The organism is Streptococcus panodentis, assembly GCF_017884005.1.
In the GTDB taxonomy this organism is placed as follows: domain Bacteria; phylum Bacillota; class Bacilli; order Lactobacillales; family Streptococcaceae; genus Streptococcus; species Streptococcus panodentis.
On sequence record NZ_QFAY01000005.1, the window covers coordinates 93,161 to 110,731 of the forward strand.

The window sequence follows — 17,571 nt, forward strand, 5'->3', positions numbered from 1 at the left end:
TTCTGGGTTTCCATCAGCCAGAGTTCCGAAGTCCGGTGGCGATTCCGTTGATGGTGATATGAATCAGTCTTTCCTGCTCTGGTGAGAGTTCGCCGCGGCGCTGGCGCTTGATCAGCTCCAGCTGGATATAGTTGAGAACATTAAAGTAAGGCATGCGGTAGTCCAGACTGTCCTTGAGATAGGTATTTTCTGCCAGCAGTTCCTCATGGCCCTCAATCTCCAAAATCACATTTTTAGTCAGCTGCCATTCATCCAGGATGATAGTGAAAATATCCTGAACTTCCTGCTCCTCACAGAGCTGGGCATACTCAAAGGCGATGTTCATATTGGACTTAGAAAGGACCATATCGACATTGGACAGGAGAGACTGGAAGAAAGGCCAGCGCTTATACATAAACTGGAGGAAGGCCAGATTCTTTTCTGGATCCTCGTCAATAAACTCCTTGAAGCTAGAGCCGACACCGTACCAGCCTGGAAACATGACCCGGCTCTGAGACCAGGAGAAGACCCAAGGAATGGCCCGGAGACCGCCTATTTCGGTGATGGTCTTGCGGGCTGCCGGACGGGAGCCGATATTAAAGCTGGAAATAGCCTTGATTGGACTGGATTCAAAGAAATAATCATAGAAGCGCTCGTCGCCAAAGACCAGATCGCGGTAGATTTGGTAGCTGCGGCCGACCACTTGGTCCATGATGCGCTCGTATTCATTGGAAGTATGAGTATCGCTCTTCTTATGCGTCACCATCCGGTTGATGGCGGCCGATACCAGCATTTCCAGATTGTAGTAAGCAGCATCTTTATTGCCGTATTTGTTGCCGATGACTTCGCCCTGCTCAGTCAGGCGGATGCGGTCATTGATACTGCGCAGAGGCTGAGAAGTGATAGCCTCATAAGTCGGACCGCCGCCGCGGCCCACGGTTCCCCCACGGCCGTGGAAGAAGGTAATCTTAACCCCAAACTTGTCTCCAATAGCGGTCAGCTGCTGCTGGGCCTTGTAAAGAGTCCAGCAGGATGACAGGTAGCCGCCGTCCTTGTTGCTGTCTGAATAGCCCAGCATGATTTCCTGATAGTTGTCCTTGGATGCAATCCACTTCTGAGCGATAGGAAGAGACAGGTATTTCTCCATGGTATCACAGGAATTATCCAAATCCTCAATGGTTTCAAAAAGTGGTACAATCTGCACACGGGCACCATTTTCATCAATCAAGCCCACTTCCTTGAGCAGAATGGCCAGCTCCAATAAATCCGATACACTGGTTGAATGTGAGATGATATTTTGCTTAATCACTTCTTCACCAATCGCATCCTTAAGCTGACGGGCTGTCCTGAAAATTTCCAGCTCTTTCTGCAGCAGATCCGATTTCGGAACATGGGTTGCAGACAGAATCCTAGGATCCTCCAGCAGCTGCTGGAGCAGAATCTGGCATTTTTCCTCTTCAGGCAGGCTGCTGTAATCTTTCACAATGTTGGCTGAGGCCAGAAGTTCAGCCACACAGGCTTCGTGGACACTGGAATCCTGCCGCATATCAATGCTGGCCAGATAGAAACCAAAAATATCCACAGCCTGCAGCAGCTCCGTCAAATCACCCGTGACCAAAGCTTCCCCGTGGTGCTCAATCAAGGAATCGCGAATAATCAGCAGATCGTCTTTGAACTCCTGAGCCGTCTTATAAGAAGGAGTGTCCTCCTTCTTCAGCTCTGTCAGGGTTTCATTGATGCGGGACTGGATATAGTTGGGAATGATCTCCTTGCCCTTATTGCTGACGGCAAGACTGTTCTGGCTGTCCCGATCTGCCCCCGGTCCGCCTGCCTTATGGCGGCCGCTGCCGGAAAAGTCGCCTTCTTTCAGATAGAGCAGAGTCTGAATCAGCTTGGACTGGATATAATGAAAGGCACGGCGGTAGGGTTCATTTTCACGGTAAACAGATGTATCGCTGGACCGAGCCGCCAGCTCAGCTACTGCCTGACTGGTTTCTGACAGATTGGTCGACAGGGAAAAGGTGCGGTAGAGGGTGTAAACCTTGTCGATATAATAGTTGAGAATGACCTCACTCTGCACGGTAGCCGATAATTTCAGGGTTTCAGCCGTTACAAAAGGATTGCCGTCGCGATCGCCGCCGATCCACATTCCCATGGTAATGGGCTTGGGATTTTCCAGCTGAATCCCCTTCTCTTCAGCCAGCCGCCTGTACTCTACCATAAAGTTGGTGATAGCCTGCAGGAAGGAGCTGTTATAGTATTCCATGACATTGGTAATCTCATTGGTCACTTTCAGCTTCTTCTCCCGAATCATGTCCGTCTGCATCATGAGCTCAATATAGCGGCGCAGATTGGCCAGCCATTTCTTTTCATTGACCAGACCCGCTTTGACATCGCGGTGCTGGCGCAGCAGGCTGTGGATATGATTGGTCAGATCCAGCATGGTCTTGCGCTGTACCTGAGTCGGATGAGCTGTCAGAACCGGCACAACATTGAGGTGTTCCAGAATGTCCTGAGCATTGTCCCGAGTGGAAATCAAATCAATGGTCGTGGACAGCTTCCCCAGATAATCGCGGTTGATATTATTCTGATGATTGATTTCATAAGCTAAGTCGACATCTTCGGAAATGTTAATCAAAAGCGGCAGAATGGAGAAATAGCGGGAAATATAAACCATTTCGTCAGTGGTCAGCTCTTCTACAATGGCTTTTAGTTCCTGATAGTTAGAAGCCATTGCCAGCTCTTCCATGACAGAAATTTTTTCAAAGGTTTCTGGACTGAGAATGTTGCGCGTAATATCAGAGAGCAAATCCGTCAAAATAGCAACTTCTTCGCGGATGACTTCTTTATTGCTGTAGCTTTCTAGTTTCTTAAAGGACATGTTTTCACCTTTCAATTTTTACATAGACTATTCACACTAGTTTTCTTCCTGCTCCTTCTCAGCCCGCAGCTGCTCATAAAGAGCATCTCTGCGCTCATTGGCATCGATATTCAGCACAAAAGCTATGGCCACTGACAGGACCAAGAGGCTGTTTCCTCCCTGTGATAGGAAAGGGAAGGTCACTCCTGTTGAAGGAATAAGGCCGGAAATGCCGCCGATATTGATGAAGGTCTGCATGAGCATCATACCTCCGATGCCCAGAGCCATCATGGAGTTAAAGGGATCCTTGGCCCGAATCCCGACCAAGATAATCCGCAGAATGAGAAAGAAAAGCAAGGCCAAAATCAGACTGGCTCCGAAAAAACCAAACTCTTCAATGACAATGGAAAAAACAAAGTCTGTATGAGCCTCCGGCAGATAGCCGCGCTTTTCAATGGAATTTCCCAGCCCCAGACCAAACCAGCCACCGTTGCTCATAGCATAGTAGGAATTGGCCAGCTGGTGCCCCGAACCTGACAGGTCTTTGAAGGGATTAAAAAAGGCACTGAACCGCTTGGCCACATAGCCGAAAACAGGAATCTTAGCGACCCGCTCCACTCCAATCAGCCAGATACTGGCTAAGATGATCGTGGAAACCCCGACAATCGAGCCCAGCATGGTAGAAAACCAGCGGTAGCCGATCCCGCTGACAGCTATCATAATGACAACAGTCAGCATCAGAATGGTCGCATTGCCCAAGTCAGGCATGATCGCGACAATCCCTATCAGCAAAGCTACAATGACCCGCCAGTCATTAAAGGCCCGCGGGATCCAGCGGTTGAGGGTCAGGGCCTGGTAATCATAAATGCCAATCTCCTCCTGCTTTCTGGAAAAACGATAGGCCAAGAACCAGACAAGGATAATCTTCAGATACTCCGCCGGCTGCACACTGAACGCTCCGATTCTCAGCCAGCCGTGAGCCCCGTTGATGGTCCCTGATACAAATCGGGACAGGAGCAGGAGAATGATTTCGATAAAAATAATCAGAGTGATAAAGCTCCCTTTTTTTAAGAAATCCAAGCGCATCCTGTACAGGAGTGCAATCGCACATAAACTCGCTATCCAGAAAATTCCCTGGTTCAAGACCATCCCGAAACCATTTCCCCCAGCTTGAATCGAGGTTGGACTTGTCGTCGAATAAACCACTATCAGCCCCAAAACAGAAAGAATCATGTAAGGAATCAAGATGGAATAATTCAGCAAGTGCTTCTTATCAATTTTCATACTTCACCATCAAACTTCTAAAAATTCAACTCTCATTATACCACCTTTTGGCCTGAAAAAAAAGCATTAGCAGGAGCCGGAAGGCAACTTTTGGCATGAAATCTCAAATAAAATATGATAGGATAGAGAAGATATAGAAGGAGGTTAGGATGACAACGATTTACCAACTCCCTGTCAGGAAACAGGACGGCAGCGAGCAGACACTGGCAGACTATCAGGGCCGGGTACTGCTGATTGTCAATACAGCGACCGGCTGCGGACTGACTCCGCAGTATCAGGAACTGCAGGAGCTCTATGAGCGCTACCACGAAGCCGGGCTTGATATTCTGGACTTCCCTTGCAACCAATTTGCCCAGCAGGCACCAGGAAATGCTGACGACATCAACAGCTTCTGCAGCCTTACCTACGGCACCAGCTTTCCCCGTTTTGCCAAGGTCAAAGTCAACGGCCCCAAGGCAGCTCCGCTCTTTCAGTGGCTGAAAAAGGAAAAAGGCGGGCTGTTGAGCCGGGACATTAAATGGAATTTCACAAAGTTTTTGGTCGGCCGGGACGGACAGGTCGAACAGCGCTTCTCTCCCCAAACCTCTCCCCGGACCATGGAAGAAACAATCCAAAAACTGCTGAACAAAAAACTTTGAGCTTTCAAAATAGGTCTCCTGCTTTTCTTATATTTCAGTTGTATTACATTTTATCTATTTTCATGCAAAATTAGAGATATTTTTTGCTTTTTTATTTATTTTAAGTTAAAATGAATCAGTATGAGGAAAAGGATTAAACCGCTTGCAGTCCTGATATTTTTTAGCTGTTTTATTGCATTTATTTTAATTAGCAAGCAGTTAACAGACTCTCAGGAGCGGCAAGTACAAGCACAAAATTCAGACCCTAAGACAACATCGTCCAGTTCCTCAAAGGAAGGAACTCAGGATTTGGAGTTAGATGAAGAATTCATTTCCAGACCGATTATTGATATTTCTGGCTGGCAGCTGCCCAGTGAGATAAATTATGATGTATTATCACAAAATATCTCAGGAGTTATCGTCCGTGTCCACAGCGGCGCTCAGGCCAAAAAAGAGAATGCCGCTACTCATTTGAACGGACTTGACAAGGCCTACGAGACGCATATCAAGGAGTTTCAGAAGCGCAATATCCCGGTGGCTGTTTATGCCTATGTGGCTGCCAACAGCAAGAAAGAAATGGAAAAAGAGGCGGAAAGTTTCTACAAGGCTGCTTCAAAATACAATCCAACCTACTATTGGCTTGATGTTGAAGAAAAGACCATGTCTGATATGAATGCAGGAGTCGAAGCCTTTCGGGCCAAACTCGCATCCCTAGGTGTCAGCAATATCGGAATCTATATCGGAACCTACTTTATGGAAGAACACAGTATTTCTACTGACAAGTTTACAGCCATCTGGATTCCGACCTACGGCAATGACAACGGCTATTACAATGCCGCTCCAAGTACCGATCAGGATTACGATCTGCACCAATACACCTCTCAGGGACAGCTGACTGGTTTTTCACATTATCTGGATTTGAACCAGCTGTCTACCTTAAAAGACAGCCTGGCAACCTATCAAAAATTATTCTCCGTACCTAAGGCCGAGGAATAAACGAATAAAGCGACAGCAGGCACCTGAAATGCCACTGCCGCTTTTTTGTTGCAAATCCTTTACTTTTCACTTATTTTCCCAAAAAAGACTGTCGCTATCAGTAGACTTTATGGTATAATAATTTAATTACTACTTAATGAAATCATCCTTCTGATTCTCAAACTATTTTAGACTTCCCGATAAAAATCAACAGCAAACAAGGGTTCAGCGGAACACCAATGGCCGATAAATCGTCTCAGGGACTTACGAGACTGGGACAGAAGCAGCTATCTTCCTATCGTGATTGCTTTTGGTGTACAGGATGCAGCAGCGGGGAGTCTGTCCTGCTGCCTGCCCGACTCCCTCTCTTGTTTCTGGCTGCAGGCTGAAGCACCTTCCCCAGCCTGCCCCGCTCTGGAATCAGATCTGCCGGATTGGGCTGTTGAAGGCTGCCTGTCAAAAATGAGGGTTCTTTAAGTAGAAAATATGAAATGATAAAAAAGGGAGAAATTATGGTTTCTTGGTTTGCAAGAGTATTTAAAGGCATGGTGATTGCTCTGGGCTTTATTTTACCAGGAGTTTCAGGCGGTGTTCTGGCTGCTATTTTGGGTATTTATGAGCGGCTGATTCATTTTCTGGCTCATATCAAGGAAGATTTTAAAAAAAATGTCCTCTATTTTTTGCCGGTGGGCATTGGTATGGTTGCAGGGATTGCGGCTTTTTCCCTGCCAGTCGAATTTTTGCTGCGGCATTATAAGGTCATTGTCCTTTGGGGCTTTGCCGGCGCCATTATCGGAACCATTCCCAGCCTGATTCGGGAGTCTGTCCAGAAAAGCGAGCGCGACCGCGTGGACATAGCCGTCTTCTGGCTGACTTTCATCCTCTCGGGAGTCTTTCTTTATTCCCTAAATGGAATCACAGGAACCCTTCCCGCCAATTTCCTTTCTTTCATTCTGGCCGGCGCCTTAATCGCTCTGGGCATACTCGTCCCCGGACTCAGTCCCTCCAATCTGCTCCTGATTTTAGGTCTTTACAGTCCTATGCTGATTGGCTTCAAGCATCTGGACCTCTTGGGGACTTTCCTGCCGATTGCCATTGGCGGAGCGCTGGCTCTGGTTCTCTTTTCCAAGGCGATGGATTATATTCTGAATCGCTACCATTCCCGTGTCTATCACTTTATTATCGGTATTGTCCTGTCCAGCACGCTTTTAATCGTCATCCCTCAGACTGGCAACAGTGAAAGCATCCATTACAGCGGTATCTCCGTCTTTACCTTCGTTCTCGCTGTCTTTTTCTTCGGACTGGGAACTTGGCTGGGACTGTGGATGTCGCAGTTAGAAGATCAGTACAAATAATGGCTAAAAAAACAAAAATGAAAAAGACCTTGGTTGAGCAGATTCTGACCAAGGCTGAGATTCCGCATCAGGGCCTGCAGCTCAATGCCTTAGAGGATCAGGAGCTGCCAGCCTGCAACCGCTCAAAAATATATAAAACACTGGCCCTGAAAGGTGACAAAACCGGGACAGTCATTGGCATCCTGCCCATTACAGAACACCTTTCTGAAAAGAAACTGGCGAAAATTTCCGGCAATAAAAAGGTCAGCATGATTCCGCAGAAGGACTTGGAAAAGACGACCGGTTACATTCACGGAGCCAACAACCCAGTGGGAATCCGGCAAAAGCACAGCTTTCCTATCTACATTGACCAGCAGGCTTTGACTGAGGACAGGATTATTGTCTCTGCCGGCGAAGTCGGCCGCAGCATTGCCATTCAGGCTCAGGAACTGGCCGATTTTGTACAGGCCAGCTTTGCTGATTTAAAAGAAGAAAGACAAGAAAGCCCGATTTCCTATTGAAGATTGGGGCTTTTCCGTTTATAATGGACTTAGAAGAGAAGAAAGAGGCAAGGATTAACAATGAAACTCTATTTTATCCGACACGGCAAAACGGAATGGAATGTGGAAGGACGTTTTCAGGGAGCCGGAGGCGATTCACCCCTGCTTCCTGCGGCTATCGAAGAGCTGCACCTGCTGGGCAGGCACCTGGCCCGCACCCGCTTTGATAGGATTTACACCAGCGATTTACCGCGGGCCGTCCGCTCCGCCCAGATCCTGCAGGAAGAAAGCTGCTTCCCCGCAGAAATTATCCAGACGGCAGCACTGAGAGAATGGCGGCTGGGCAAGCTGGAAGGGGCCAAAATTGCGACCATTGAGGCCATCTATCCTCACCAAATGACGGCTTTCCGTCACAATCTGGCAAAATTTGATCACAGCATGTTTGAAGCAGAATCGGTCTACCAGACCACCCACCGGACCACCTCTTTTATCAAGAGTCTCAAAGATGAGGACTGCAGGAGGCTGCTTTTTGTCGGCCACGGTGCCAATCTGACAGCCAGTATCCGGACCCTGCTGGGATATGCCACTCCTCTGCTGCGCAAGAAAGGCGGCCTGGCCAATGCCAGCGTGACCATTTTGGAAACGGAAGATTTCGACAGTTTCCAGCTGCTCACCTGGAATAATTTGGATTACCTGTATGAGGATGAAACTGCCATTTCCCGAAAATAGCAGTTTTTCTTATTTTCTGACCAAATATAGGTGAATTTCCACACTTTTTATGATAGAATAGTAAGGCGATTTATACTCAAACTATGAGAGTTCTATCATTTGAGAATTATAACCTTTAGGAGGAAAAAATGACCACCGAACATATGGAAGAATTAAATGACCAGCAGCTGATCCGCCGGGAAAAAATGGCTGCGCTGGCTGAACAGGGAATTGATCCTTTCGGCAAACGCTTTGAGCGCACTGCAGATTCCGCACAGCTAAAAGAAAAATACAGCGATAAAAGCAAGGAAGAACTGCACGATTTAGCGCAAACCGCTACTATCGCCGGCCGGCTCATGACCAAGCGCGGCAAGGGCAAGGTTGGCTTTGCCCACATCCAGGATCGGGAAGGCCAGATTCAAATCTATGTCCGCAAAGATGCTGTCGGAGAGGAAAATTACGAGATCTTCAAAAAGGCTGATTTAGGCGACTTTCTCGGTGTAGAAGGCGAAGTGATGCGGACGGATATGGGGGAGCTGTCCATCAAGGCAACCCACATCACGCATTTATCCAAGGCTTTGCGGCCGCTGCCTGAGAAATTCCATGGTCTGACGGATGTGGAGACTATTTACCGCAAACGCTATCTGGATTTGATTTCCAACCGCGAGAGCTTTGAGCGTTTCATTACCCGCTCAAACATCATCTCTGAAATCCGCCGCTATCTGGACGGTCAGGGCTTTCTGGAAGTGGAAACGCCTGTCCTTCACAATGAAGCCGGCGGTGCAGCAGCCCGCCCTTTCATCACCCACCACAATGCCCAAAACATGGACATGGTGCTGCGCATTGCGACTGAGCTCCACCTCAAGCGCCTGATTGTCGGCGGTATGGAGCGGGTCTATGAAATCGGCCGTATCTTCCGCAATGAAGGAATGGACGCCACCCATAATCCGGAATTCACTACGATTGAGGTTTACCAAGCCTATGTGGACTTCCAGGATATCATGGACCTGACCGAGGGCATCATCCAGCATGCGGCTATCGCTGTCAATGGAGACGGCCCTGTCAACTACCAAGGTACTGACATCAAAATCAATGAGCCTTTCAAGCGTGTTCACATGGTGGATGCCATCAAGGAAATCACGGGCATTGACTTCTGGCAGGACATGAGCTTTGAGGAAGCTGCTGCTTTCGCCAAGGAAAAGCATGTACCGCTGGAAAAACACTTCACTGAAGTGGGCCATATCATCAATGCTTTCTTTGAAGAATTTGTCGAGGAGACCCTGATTCAGCCTACCTTCGTCTACGGTCATCCTGTCGCTGTGTCTCCGCTGGCTAAGAAAAATCCAGAAGACCCTCGCTTCACCGACCGCTTCGAGCTCTTTATCATGAGCAAGGAATATGCCAATGCCTTCACCGAGCTCAATGACCCCATCGATCAGCTGAGCCGTTTTGAAGCTCAGGCAAAAGCCAAGGATCTGGGTGACGACGAAGCCACCGGCATTGACTACGACTATATCGAAGCGCTGGAATACGGCATGCCGCCAACCGGCGGACTGGGCATCGGCATTGACCGTTTGGTCATGCTGCTGACCGATGTCACCACCATTCGCGACGTCCTGCTCTTCCCGACCATGAAGTAAATCACAACCTAGACAAATAGAAGAAGATACATACCGCTGGAAATCCGGCGGTATTTTTTTGGAAATGCTGGAAAAATATTGATGACTGGTGGATAGATGGCGCACCATCAAATACAAAAAAGCCTGGTCTCCCAGACTTTTTGCTGCTATTATTCATACCTCAGCGCTTCAATCGGATCCAGCTTGGAGGCTTTGTTGGCCGGCAGGATGCCAAAGACAATACCAATGCTGGCTGAAAAGAGAAGGCTGACGATGCTGACTGTCAGGGAGACCGTCACCGGTGTTCCTTCCAGCATTTGACTCATAGCGGAGCCCAGTAGAGAGGCGAGGCCTGCAGCAAGGATCAGTCCAATCAAACCTCCAATCAAGGTTAAAATCATAGACTCGATCAAGAATTGCATCAGAATATTGCCGCGTGTCGCCCCTAGAGCTTTGCGCAGGCCGATTTCCCGCGTCCGCTCAGTGACAGACACCAGCATGATATTCATGACACCGATACCGCCGACAAAGAGCGAAATTCCTGCAATAGCCCCGATAACGCCGGTCATGGCACCATAGATGTTCTGCACTTCCTGATAAATAGCACTGTCATCCGTCACTTGGTATTCTCCCTGCTGAGGAGAGGCCAGCTCTGTCAGTTTCTTAGCAACCTTAGGGCCCAGCTCGGGCACCAAAGAGGTATTGTTGACCCGGACGGTAATATCGGTAATTTCATCTAAGCCAAAGTTGGCTGCCAGCAGGGTATTGGTGGTAATGGCATTTCCTCCGTAGACCTGCGCCATGCTGCCGGCTGAATTGTCCGGATTCTTATAGACACCAATGACACGGTAGTTGTAATCTCCTACCATGACAACTTTGTTAAGTGCTTCTTCAGGGGAGGAAAATAGATTGTTGGCCAAGCCCTCATCTAAGAGAACGACACTGGCAAAACCTTGATAATCCTGCGGTATCAGAGAGCGGCCGGCAATGATTTTGTAGTTCTGCACCTGAATGTAGGTCAGATTGGCGCCGATGAAGTTGACCCGCTCAGCCTTTTTGGACTCATAAGTAAAGGTTTCCATGGCAGAATTATTGACATAATAACCATCTACACCCGGAATTTCAGCCAATTCCTTAATCCAGGCTTCCTGAACCTTAGGCGGCTCTACAGTTGCTTCATCGCTTTCTTCGCCCAAGTCAACGGCATATAGATCAGCAGTCTGGGTATAGGAGCCATCCTTGCTCTTTTTCGGAGAAAAGACCAGACGCATATTTTTCTGATTCTTGGTAAAGCTCTCATTGACCCGCCGAGTGATAGAGTCTCCCAAGGCCATAATCACGACAACCGAGGCCACTCCGATGATAATGCCAATCATGGTCAGGAAAGACCGCATCTTGTGGCCAAGAATGGAACTGATGGCAAATTTCCAGTTTTGCATTAGACCTGCCCTCCTTCCTTAGCGCTGTCCGATGAGATGACACCGTCCCGGATGATAATCTGCCGCTTGGCATAAGCCGCAATCTCCGGCTCGTGGGTGACCATGATAATGGTCTTGCCCTCTTTATTCAGCTCGGTCAAGAGTTCCATGATCTGCTCGCCGGTCTTGGTATCCAGGGCTCCAGTCGGCTCATCTGCTAAAATGATAGAAGGGCTGTTAACCAAGGCACGCGCAATGGCGACCCGCTGTTTTTGACCGCCGGATAATTCCGAGGGCAGATGGTGCATCCGTGTGTCCAGCTCGACCTTGGTCAGAAACTGCTCAGCCAAAGCCTTGCGTTTGGATTGGCTGACTCCGGCATAGATGAGCGGCAGCTCGACATTCTGCAGGGCATTGAGCTTAGACAGCAGAAAGAACTGCTGGAAGACGAAACCGATTTGCTGATTGCGGACCTTGGCCAGTTTTTTATCACCCAACTTGGCAACTTCTTCGCTGCCCAGATGATACTCACCAGTCGTCGGCCGATCCAGCATACCGATAATGTTCATCAGAGTGGATTTTCCCGATCCGGACGGCCCCATAATGGCGACAAATTCTCCTTCTTCCACTTCCAAATGGATATTTTTCAGAACCTGAAGCTCCTGATCACCATTTCGATAGCTTTTGTTGATGTCTTTTAACTCAATTAGCTTCTTCATAGGATTTCACCTCTTGACCGTCTTTCAGGCTATCTGTCGGATTGGTGATTACTTTGCTGTCTTTTGTCAGACCGGATGAGATTTCTTGATTTTCAGCATCAGCATTTCCAAGGGTTACCTCTACTTTCTTGGCAATCCCTTTTTCCAGAGTCCAGACATAGTTTTTGTCTCCATCTGCTACCACGCTGCTGGCTGGCACCAAAATTCCCTGCGTATTGTTTTTCACTTCCAGATTGACAGAAAAGCCTTGCTTGAGCTCGCCGATTTCACTGGTAATATCCACTGTGTAGGGATATTTGGAGGAAGAAGCTGTTCCCGTTCCGCTGCTGCCTGCCGCCGGAGCGGCTGTTGCCTGCTGGCCGTCTTTGGGATAGTTGGAAATATAACTGATTTTGCCGGTCCATTTCTTATCCGGATAAACCTTTGAGGTAATCGTGACCTCCTGACCGACAGACAGGTTGGCCAGATTGTACTCTGACAGCTCCCCTTTGACCTGCAGATTGCCATTGCTGACGACATGGACCAAGGTCTGAGTGGTGCCGGTTGTTGATTTGGAAACATCGCGGTTGACTTCTACTACGGTGCCGTCGGCTGTACTGGTAACCGTCAGAGCGTTCAGCGCAGCCTGTGCCTTGTTCATATTGTCAACGGCATCAGCCCGGGCGTCGCGGAGATCAGCAGCCTGTGAGTCAGCAGAACGCTGAGCCTGGGCCACTGATTGGCCGTCCGTCTCTTCATCGCCAGTCGTATTGACAGTCACACCATTCGTCTCTAAATCATGGAGCTGACGGTCGGCCTTATTGACAGCGCGGACAGCCGCATCATAAGCAGCCTGAGCTTCTGCGCTCTTATAGGTTACCAAGGCCTGACCTGCAGCTACTTGGTCGCCGACATTGACCAAAACGCTGTCCAAGTCACCTTTGGTACTGTCATAGTAAATGTACTGCTCATTATTGGCTGTCACATTTCCTGTCAGCAAAACAGACGAGGCTATGGAGCCTTCCTTGGCCTGCTGAACATATGGTTTCGATTCTGCTGCTGTTTCAGAGGAATTTCCTCCATTTAAAAACATGAAGAAAAGTGCACCGACTACAACCGCAAGGCTGGCTCCAATAATGCTAAATAATTGCCACTTCTTTAACTTTCTCATCTTTTTTCCTCCTCTTGATGAAAACGATTTTCTTTTGTTTTATTATATCATAAGCCTATCATAATTTTCGTAAAAAATATCACAGATTTCATAAATGGTCGCTATCTCATCCTCAATGGTGGTTTCGGGCAATCCGTAGCAGATTTTTGCAATCACCTGCTAAAAAGGGTACAATTACCTCATATAAAAGAAGGAGATTACCAAGACCATGAAAGAATTTGATATCATTGCGATCGGCGGGGGGAGTGGCGGAATTGCCACTATGAACCGGGCTGGCGAGTACGGTGCCAAAGCAGCTGTCATTGAAGCCAAAAAGCTGGGCGGTACCTGTGTCAATGTCGGCTGTGTGCCCAAGAAAATCATGTGGTACGGAGCTCAGATTGCCGAAGCTATTCAACACTATGGACCTGATTATGGCTTCACATCAGACAATCAGCAGTTTGACTTTGCCACCCTGCGCAGAAACCGCGAAGCCTACATCGACCGGGCCCGCTCTTCCTATGACGGAAGTTTTAAGCGCAACGGAGTAGAGCTGATTGAAGGTTATGCCCGCTTTGTTGATGCAAACACTGTCGAGGTTGACGGTGAGTTGGTCCGAGCCAGCCATATTGTCATCGCAACGGGAGCCCACCCCGTTATCCCCACTATTCCAGGAGCCGGTTTCGGTGAAAATTCCGATGATGTCTTTGCCTGGGAAAAGCTGCCTCAGTCTGTAGCAATTGTCGGAGCCGGCTATATCGCCGTTGAGCTGGCCGGTGTCCTCCATGCTCTGGGGGTCCAGACAGACCTCTTTGTCCGCCGCGACCGTCCCCTGCGCAACTTTGATTCTTATCTGATTGACGGTTTGGTCGAAGAAATGGCCAAGTCCGGTCCAAGCCTGCATACCCACAAAATCCCGCAAAAGCTGGAAAAACTAGCAGACGGCCAGCTCAAGCTTTACTTTGAAGACGGCAGCAGCCACACCGCTGAGCGCGTCATCTGGGCGATCGGGCGCCAGCCTAATATTGCGGGACTCAACTTGGAAGCAGCCGGTGTGACCTTGAATGAGCGCGGCTTCATCGCTGTTGACGAATACCAAAATACCTTTGTCCCGGGCATCTACGCTCTGGGCGATGTCACCGGTGAAAAAGAGCTGACTCCTGTTGCCATTAAAGCCGGACGGACCTTGGCAGAACGCCTCTTTAACGGAAAGTCAGATGCCAAGATGGACTACAGCACCATCCCGACAGTTGTCTTTTCCCATCCCGCTATCGGAACGGTCGGTTTGACCGAAGAACAAGCGGTAAAAGCTTATGGTGCGGACAAGATTCATGTCTACACTTCCAGCTTTGCCTCCATGTATTCGGCTGTGACCCAGCACCGCCAATCAGCTAAGTTCAAGCTCATCACCGCAGGGAGCGACGAGAAAGTCGTCGGCCTGCACGGTATTGGCTACGGGGTGGATGAAATGATCCAGGGCTTTGCCGTTGCTATCAAAATGGGGGCCACCAAGGCGGACTTTGACGCCACGGTTGCCATCCACCCGACTGGTTCCGAAGAATTCGTGACCATGCGGTAAAAAATCAGAAGAGGTTTGGAATCCCAGCCTCTTTTTGACTTCTGCTGCTATTTTATAATAAATATCCTGCCCATTCCATAACCTAACCTTTCATTTTGCCGACGAATCTTACATTTTTGTAAGATATCGTCTTTTCGTTTGCTTTTAGCAGTGAGGCTGAAGGACTTTTATACAATATCTTCCAAAAGATCCATCCCTCTGCGGGTGAGGACGCAGCCATCATGGGAGTCTGTCCCACCGCCTTTATCTCCAGCCTCCGACAGTCCTTCTGGACTGTTGGAGCAAGGCGAGCTAGGGACGGAATAAAAGAAAAACTAAATGACGATAAAAACACAAGTCATTTCGAATGGTTCCACCACCCCCTTTTCTATAATATTTTAAGAATACATGTTCAGATTTTTATCAGATTATAAACATCTCTATTCATTATTCTAAAGCAAAAATATCAAGAATTTCTAAAGAAATTCTAAAATATTTCTAAAGAATAGGAAGTCAGACTGATGGGGCTGATGCGGTTTGAAGAGAAGTTCAACGAGTAAAAGCATAAAAAACAATAACAGCAGACAAAAACCACCCTCTTCTATTTTCAGAAAAGACGGGTGGTTTCTTTGATGGATTGGCTAAGGCAGAATTGCCAGAGCACGTACCGGCGATCCTGTCGCCTGCTCCCAATTTGGAAATGCAATGGAAATCAGAGCACCGGTTGCCGGCAGCTGGTCTAGGTTGGCCAGCACTTCGACTTGGTAGATATCCTGCTCTAAAAGATAATATTCATTGACCAGGCCAGATGCTGCCGCCGGAACTCCGGCATCGGTGTCAAAGGTTTCATGGCCGACCGCCTTAACGCCGCGTTCATGGATCAGAAATTCCAGAGCATCACGTCCCCAGCCCGGGGTATGCTGAATATCCTGCTCATCCAGATTGCGCATCTGCTCCTGACTGGGCCAGCGCTTGGACCAGTCCGAGCGAAAGGCCACGAAAGCTCCCTCAGGAACAGCACCGTGCTCCGCTTCAAAATCCACAATATCCTGCTTCCTCAGAATGTAGTCTGGATTTTCAGCCACTTCCTGCGACTTGTCAATGACTACTAAAGGCAGCAGCAAATCCTTCAAATCCAGCTCCTCCAGCCAGCGGCCGCCTTCCACAAAGTGAATGGGAGCATCAATGTGGGTGCCGTACTGGCCAACCACAGAAAACTGCTGGACATGAAAACCATCTGCCAAGGTGAAAATATCTTTTTTCTCCAAGGCCGGCAAAGCCGGAAAACGCGGGCTGTCCTCTTTGATTTGATGAGAGAGATTAACCCATTTTTTGCTTTTCAGCTCCTTGCATAATGTCAGTAAATCCGTCATCTGTTTCTCCTGCTCCTCTTCTAATCGCCCCAGACTTCTTTAGCAATTTCTGAAATCAGAGCGATTTTTTCCCATTGATTTTCCTCAGTCAGAATATTGCCTTCCTCTGTGGAAGCAAAGCCGCACTGAGTAGACAGATAGAGATTTTCCAGCGGCACATACTGACTGGCCTCCTTGATGCGGGCAATCACCTCTGTCTTATCTTCTAGGTCTCCGCTCTTGGAGGTCAAGAGGCCCAGAACGACCTTTTTGCCCGGTGTGACCTTGGCCAATGGCTCAAAGCCGCCGGCCCGCTCCGTGTCAAATTCCAGAAAATAGGCATTGACCGCTTCTTTTTCAAAAAGCTCTTCTGCGATAGGAGCATAGCCGCCTGACGAAGCCCAGGTAGAATGATAATTGCCGCGGCAGACATGGGTATTGAGGGTCAGACCAGCCGGAATATTCTCGTAGACATCATTATTAAGGGTCAGGAAAAGCTGGGCCAATTCATCCCGCACCTGATCCTTGCTTTTCCCCTGTGCTGCTCCCCAAGCAGTCAGAAACTGATCATCTACCAGCACTCCCCAAGTACAGTCATCAGCCTGCAGGGTCTTGAGTCCCGCATCCACCAAATCCTGAATGACTTGGAGATACGCTTCCTTGATGTCCCGGCGAAGCTCAGTAAAATCTGGATAAATCTGATTGAGTTTTTCCACATGCTCTGCATCGCGTATAAGCTCAAAATAAAACTGAGCCGGAGCAGGAATCGTGTACTTCGCTTCTACTTGGTCCTGTTCAGCCACCAAATCCCGCAGAAATTTATAATGCTCCACAAAAGGATGCTGCCGGCCGGAAATTTTGCCGGCAATGAGAGCCGAGTCAGCCTTGGTCGTTTCTCCGTGAAAGTGATAGCCCTCTGCTGCCTGCACATGGTCAATGCCTTGGAAGCCCCAGAAAAAGTCCAGATGCCAGTAAGCCCGGCGGAATTCCCCATCTGTCACGCTTTTGAGCCCAGCTTTGACTTCTTTGGCCACCAAGTCGCGAATAGCCTTGTCCTCCGCTGCGGTCAGCTCCTCACGGCTAAGTTTGCCCTCCGCATAGGCCTCACGGGCTTCTGCCAACTCCTGAGGGCGCAGAAAAGAACCAACATGGTCCACTCTGAAAGGTGCATGTGTCTGTGTCATAAAATATACCTCTTTTGTATCATATCTTTAATCCGGTTATAAGGTTTGAAACCCTTATCGGATAAAAAACATTATATCAGCCAAGCCCTGTCTTATCAATCATTTGGAGCAGTTTCAGCTAATCTCATTTCATTGATAAATCTATAGTTTATAACTATAGCAACGGTTTGATGGTTCTTACTATTCAAGATTGATTAATTTTGATATGATAGAAAAAAGACTGCAGAAATGAGGATTTCTTCTGATGAGTAAGACAAAAAAGGTTCTGGCCGCTTCGGGCATTCTTTTCTTTAATATTTTTGGCCTTATCGCCTTTATCATCCTGCTGATTAGAA

The 17,571-nt window shown here is 48.3% G+C and carries 14 protein-coding genes; 7 read left to right on the forward strand and 7 right to left on the reverse strand.

Features of this window, described 5'->3' with window-relative positions; all coding sequences use genetic code 11:
• Nucleotides 1–13 precede the first annotated feature (13 nt).
• Nucleotides 14–2,860 carry a phosphoenolpyruvate carboxylase gene (ppc, locus tag DHL47_RS03460; protein ID WP_209550912.1) on the reverse strand — a complete coding sequence of 949 codons (2,847 nt, stop codon included), beginning with the start codon at nucleotides 2,858–2,860 and terminating at the stop codon, nucleotides 14–16.
• A gap of 36 nt (nucleotides 2,861–2,896) precedes the next feature.
• The gene (gene ftsW, locus DHL47_RS03465) at nucleotides 2,897–4,123 is read right to left on the reverse strand and encodes a cell division peptidoglycan polymerase FtsW (protein ID WP_209550913.1); all 1,227 of its coding nucleotides are present in this window, start codon (nucleotides 4,121–4,123) and stop codon (nucleotides 2,897–2,899) included.
• A gap of 149 nt (nucleotides 4,124–4,272) precedes the next feature.
• Here ftsW and DHL47_RS03470 point away from each other — a divergent pair, with 149 nt between their 5' ends.
• The 6 genes from DHL47_RS03470 (at nucleotide 4,273) to lysS (ending at nucleotide 9,897) form a co-directional block, all read left to right on the forward strand.
• On the forward strand, nucleotides 4,273–4,761 hold the full coding sequence (locus tag DHL47_RS03470) for a glutathione peroxidase (protein ID WP_209550914.1): 489 nt from the start codon (nucleotides 4,273–4,275) through the stop codon (nucleotides 4,759–4,761).
• 120 nt (nucleotides 4,762–4,881) lie between these two features.
• Nucleotides 4,882–5,736: a glycoside hydrolase family 25 protein gene (locus tag DHL47_RS03475; RefSeq protein ID WP_128835914.1), complete on the forward strand. Its 855-nt coding sequence runs from the start codon at nucleotides 4,882–4,884 to the stop codon at nucleotides 5,734–5,736.
• Nucleotides 5,737–6,227: 491 nt separating this feature from the next.
• The gene (locus tag DHL47_RS03480; protein WP_128836308.1) at nucleotides 6,228–7,070 is read left to right on the forward strand and encodes a DUF368 domain-containing protein; all 843 of its coding nucleotides are present in this window, start codon (nucleotides 6,228–6,230) and stop codon (nucleotides 7,068–7,070) included.
• Nucleotides 7,070–7,570, forward strand: a complete 501-nt coding sequence (locus tag DHL47_RS03485; RefSeq protein WP_128835912.1) for an aminoacyl-tRNA deacylase — start codon at nucleotides 7,070–7,072, stop codon at nucleotides 7,568–7,570. Before DHL47_RS03480 ends, DHL47_RS03485 begins: the two co-directional genes overlap by 1 nt.
• A gap of 60 nt (nucleotides 7,571–7,630) precedes the next feature.
• Nucleotides 7,631–8,278: a histidine phosphatase family protein gene (locus DHL47_RS03490; protein ID WP_128835909.1), complete on the forward strand. Its 648-nt coding sequence runs from the start codon at nucleotides 7,631–7,633 to the stop codon at nucleotides 8,276–8,278.
• 128 nt (nucleotides 8,279–8,406) lie between these two features.
• Complete coding sequence (gene lysS / locus DHL47_RS03495; RefSeq protein ID WP_209550915.1) at nucleotides 8,407–9,897, forward strand: lysine--tRNA ligase; 1,491 nt, start codon at nucleotides 8,407–8,409, stop codon at nucleotides 9,895–9,897.
• A gap of 149 nt (nucleotides 9,898–10,046) precedes the next feature.
• Here lysS and DHL47_RS03500 read toward each other — a convergent pair whose 3' ends face one another.
• Genes DHL47_RS03500 through DHL47_RS03510 form a run of 3 tightly spaced genes read right to left on the reverse strand, consistent with a single transcriptional unit; the run spans nucleotide 10,047 to nucleotide 13,163 of the window.
• Nucleotides 10,047–11,315 carry an ABC transporter permease gene (locus DHL47_RS03500; RefSeq protein WP_209550916.1) on the reverse strand — a complete coding sequence of 423 codons (1,269 nt, stop codon included), beginning with the start codon at nucleotides 11,313–11,315 and terminating at the stop codon, nucleotides 10,047–10,049.
• Nucleotides 11,315–12,013, reverse strand: coding sequence for an ABC transporter ATP-binding protein (locus tag DHL47_RS03505; RefSeq protein ID WP_128835907.1), 699 nt, complete (start codon nucleotides 12,011–12,013; stop codon nucleotides 11,315–11,317). Before DHL47_RS03505 ends, DHL47_RS03500 begins: the two co-directional genes overlap by 1 nt.
• Nucleotides 11,997–13,163, reverse strand: a complete 1,167-nt coding sequence (locus DHL47_RS03510; protein WP_209550917.1) for an efflux RND transporter periplasmic adaptor subunit — start codon at nucleotides 13,161–13,163, stop codon at nucleotides 11,997–11,999. The genes DHL47_RS03505 and DHL47_RS03510 overlap by 17 nt, the downstream gene beginning before the upstream one ends.
• A gap of 208 nt (nucleotides 13,164–13,371) precedes the next feature.
• Between DHL47_RS03510 and gorA the strand changes: the two genes are divergently transcribed.
• Complete coding sequence (gene gorA, locus DHL47_RS03515; protein WP_209550918.1) at nucleotides 13,372–14,721, forward strand: glutathione-disulfide reductase; 1,350 nt, start codon at nucleotides 13,372–13,374, stop codon at nucleotides 14,719–14,721.
• Nucleotides 14,722–15,341: 620 nt separating this feature from the next.
• Here gorA and DHL47_RS03520 read toward each other — a convergent pair.
• Together DHL47_RS03520 and DHL47_RS03525 are read right to left on the reverse strand one after the other, a co-directional pair.
• On the reverse strand, nucleotides 15,342–16,073 hold the full coding sequence (locus DHL47_RS03520) for a cyclase family protein (protein WP_128835899.1): 732 nt from the start codon (nucleotides 16,071–16,073) through the stop codon (nucleotides 15,342–15,344).
• Between the two features lie 20 nt (nucleotides 16,074–16,093).
• A complete protein-coding gene (locus tag DHL47_RS03525; protein WP_128835897.1) occupies nucleotides 16,094–17,236 on the reverse strand; it encodes a 5-methyltetrahydropteroyltriglutamate--homocysteine S-methyltransferase in 1,143 nt (380 codons plus the stop codon).
• Between the last annotated feature and the right edge of the window lie 335 nt (nucleotides 17,237–17,571).